Annotated in this window: 4 protein-coding genes; 1 reads left to right on the top strand and 3 read right to left on the bottom strand. The window is 64.7% G+C overall.

The window, feature by feature from the left end; genetic code table 11:
* Nucleotides 1-430: ABC transporter permease subunit (locus DVS29_RS36615; RefSeq protein WP_164708089.1), on the bottom strand; the 430-nt coding region annotated here is incomplete at its 3' end.
* Complete coding sequence (gene argH, locus DVS29_RS36610; protein ID WP_118186211.1) at nucleotides 424-1,857, bottom strand: argininosuccinate lyase; 1,434 nt, start codon at nucleotides 1,855-1,857, stop codon at nucleotides 424-426. The genes DVS29_RS36615 and argH, both read right to left, overlap by 7 nt.
* A 113-nt stretch (nucleotides 1,858-1,970) precedes the next feature.
* Here argH and DVS29_RS36605 point away from each other — a divergent pair, with 113 nt between their 5' ends.
* Nucleotides 1,971-2,849, top strand: coding sequence for a LysR substrate-binding domain-containing protein (locus DVS29_RS36605; protein ID WP_118186209.1), 879 nt, complete (start codon nucleotides 1,971-1,973; stop codon nucleotides 2,847-2,849).
* Here DVS29_RS36605 and DVS29_RS37705 read toward each other — a convergent pair.
* On the bottom strand, nucleotides 2,846-3,045 hold a 200-nt coding region (locus tag DVS29_RS37705; RefSeq protein WP_205962600.1), incomplete at its 5' end, for a hypothetical protein. The genes DVS29_RS36605 and DVS29_RS37705 overlap by 4 nt on opposite strands.

Below are 3,045 nucleotides of genomic sequence, written 5' to 3'. Positions count from 1 at the left end.
CGGGGATGCCCAGCGTCGGAAACACCAGCGCGAGGTTGAACCACAGCAGCAGCTGCAGGATCACCGGGGTGCCGCGAAAGAGCCACACGTAGCCTCGGGAGAGGGTGCTCAGCACCGGGTTGCTCGACAGCCGCATGATCGCGGTGAGCACGCCCAGCGCAATGCCCAGCGCCATCGCGAGGATCGTCATCACGATGGTGTTGACGAGCCCGGTGAGGATCGAGCGCGCCGTCATGAAGCGGCCCACGTAGCGCCACTCGATCTGGCCGTGCGCGAACGCGAGCATCACGTAGGCGAGCAGCGCGACGATCGCCGCCGATGCCGCATACCGGCCCCAGTAGCGCCGACGCACGTGCTCCAGATGCGAAATGCCGGCGCTGTCCTCGGCAGATGGCGCCGCGCCGAGGCTGTCGTCGGATGTGGTCAACATGACGGTCCTCCGTAGTTCGCTGCCCATTCGGCCTGCCGGTCGATCGCCGTCGCGAGCCGCGCGATCTGTTCCTCGACCCGCGCGGGTGCGGTGCCGCCGAAGCCCGAGCGGGCCTCGAGCGCCGCATCGAGCGTCAGATGGTCGAGCACAGCCGGCTCCAGCCGCGCATCGACTTCGTGCAGCATGGCCGGTGTCAGCGCGCCCAGTTCGACGCCTTTCGATTCGCACATCCGCACCAGCGCGCCGGTGATTTCGTGCGCTTCGCTGAACGGAACGCCGCGCAGCGCGAGCCAGTCGGCGACTTCAGTGGCAAGCGTGAAGCCGAGCGGCGCCTGGCGGCGCATCTCGTCGACGTCGACACGCATGGTGCGGACCATGCCGGACATCGCGGGCAGGACGAGTTCGAGCGTGTCAACACAGTCGAACGCCGCGATCTTGTCTTCGGCGAGGTCCCGGTTGTACGCGAGCGGCAACGACTTCAGCGTCGCCAGCAACCCGCCGAGATCGCCGATCAGCCGGCCGGCCTTGCCGCGCGTCAGCTCGGCAATATCGGAATTCTTCTTTTGCGGCATGATCGAGCTGCCAGTCGCGTAGCCGTCGTCGAGTTCGACCCAGCCGAACTGCCGCGAGGTCCAGAGGATCACTTCCTCCGACAGACGCGAAAGATTCACCGCGAGCATGCTGGCGACGAATACGAACTCGGCAACGTGGTCGCGTGCCGCGACGGCATCGATGGAGTTCTCGCACGGCGCGTCGTAACCGAGCTCCTGTGCCGACAGTTCCGGATTCGTGCAGATCGCGGAGCCCGCGAGCGCCGCCGCGCCGAGCGGCGAGCGGGCGGCGCGGCGGTCCCAGTCCATGAAACGATCGACGTCGCGCTGGATCGACTGCGCGTGAGCCAGCAACTGATGCGCGAACGCGATCGGTTGCGCGGGTTGAAGATGGGTGAAGCCTGCCGTCACGGAATGCACGTGCTGCCGCGCCTGGTCGATCAGCGCGCGCTGCAGTTCATCGACCGCCTGCACGAGCTTGCGCACCTTGTCGCGAAGATAGAGACGCAGGTCGTTGGCGGCCTGGTCGTTGCGCGAGCGGCCGGCGCGCAGCTTTCCGCCGACGGCCGGTGTGCGCAGCGTGAGTACGCGTTCGAGAAACGTATGCACGTCCTCGTCGGCGAGCGACGGCTGGATGGCACCCGCGAGGAAGTCCGCTTCGATCTGCGCCATCGCGTCCAGCAACTGGCGCAATTCTTCGTCGTCCAGAATACCCGCGCGCAGCAGTTCACGCGCATGCGCGCGCGAGCCGGCCAGATCGTAGGGCGCGAGCTTGAAAAAGCTCGGATCGGAACGCGACAGCGCCTTCAACGATTCAGACGGTCCTGACTTGAAACGGCCGCCCCACAGACGTTCGATCGGCTCACGAGTGCTCATCAATCAACCTCAAAAGTGTCGGAAGTGCATCCACTATAGAGAGGCAGATTTCTTCTTGCGCAGAGAAATAAATTCCGCTTAAATCAAATTTTTCTCAGTATCTCGCGCCCGCCATGAGAAGCCGACTGCCTCCGCTGAATCCACTACGCGCGTTCGAGGCCGCGGCACGGCGAGGCACGGTAGCCGGCGCGGCCGACGAGCTCAACGTCACCGCGAGCGCGGTCAGCCATCAGATCCGCGTGCTCGAAAGCACGCTCGGCATGCCGCTTTTCGTCAGATCCAGAGCGCGGCTGAAACTGACCCAGTCGGGCGAGGCGCTGCTCGAACCCGTGAAAGGCGCGTTCGATTCGATCGCAAACGCGGTCCAGAAACTCGACCTGCCGACCATGGCCGGCGATCTGGTCGTATCGACGCCGCTGCTGTTCACGTCGCGCTGGCTCGCGCGGCATATCGGCGACTTTCTGGAACTGTATCCGCGCGTCAACCTGACGATCGTGCCGTCCAACGACGACCGGGAGATCTACTCGCCCGATGTCGATCTCTGCGTGCGCTACGGGGAAGGACGGTGGCGCGACCGCAAGGTGACGCTGATCACGCACCCGACCTTGTTTCCGGTCGTGAGCCCGGCGTTGATGAACGGCCCGGACGCGATCCGACGGGTTCAGGATCTGCCGGGCAAGGCGCTATTCTGCGAGCATTCGGGGTCCTGGCGGCGGTGGCTCGCGGAGGCGTCATGCGACAAGCTCGACGGTCTGCGGATTCTCGAAATCGGCAACGCGCATATCTGTATCGAAGCAGCGATCCACGGCCAGGGCGTCGCGCTCGGCGACAGCTTCTCCGTGCGTGAAGACCTGGCCGATGGCACGCTGATCTGTCCGTTCAAAACCATGGTGCCGGCGCGCCATGCGTACTATCTGGTGCTTCGCCCGGAACTCGCGCACGCGCCGCTCGTCGTCGCGTTCATGAACTGGCTCGGTTCGAAACTTCACTAGCGCGGCGATCGGGCAAGGCCGGCACGAGCATCGCCCGTGGGCCGGCCGGGTTTTCTTTGCGGGACATAAGGTTGCGGTGGCGAAAAGAACGACCGTACAATGTCAAAGCCAGATTCAAATGTCGGGGTGCTGGCTAGATAGAAATGTCCGGTTTTGCTGTGCTTTTTCTTTTGTTCTGGGGTTGGGGCGGCGCAGC

Source organism: Paraburkholderia phosphatilytica, from assembly GCF_003443895.1.
GTDB classification, from domain to species: domain Bacteria; phylum Pseudomonadota; class Gammaproteobacteria; order Burkholderiales; family Burkholderiaceae; genus Paraburkholderia; species Paraburkholderia phosphatilytica.
The sequence above is the reverse complement of the archived record's forward strand: the minus strand, read 5'-3'. Positions and strand labels throughout refer to the sequence as shown.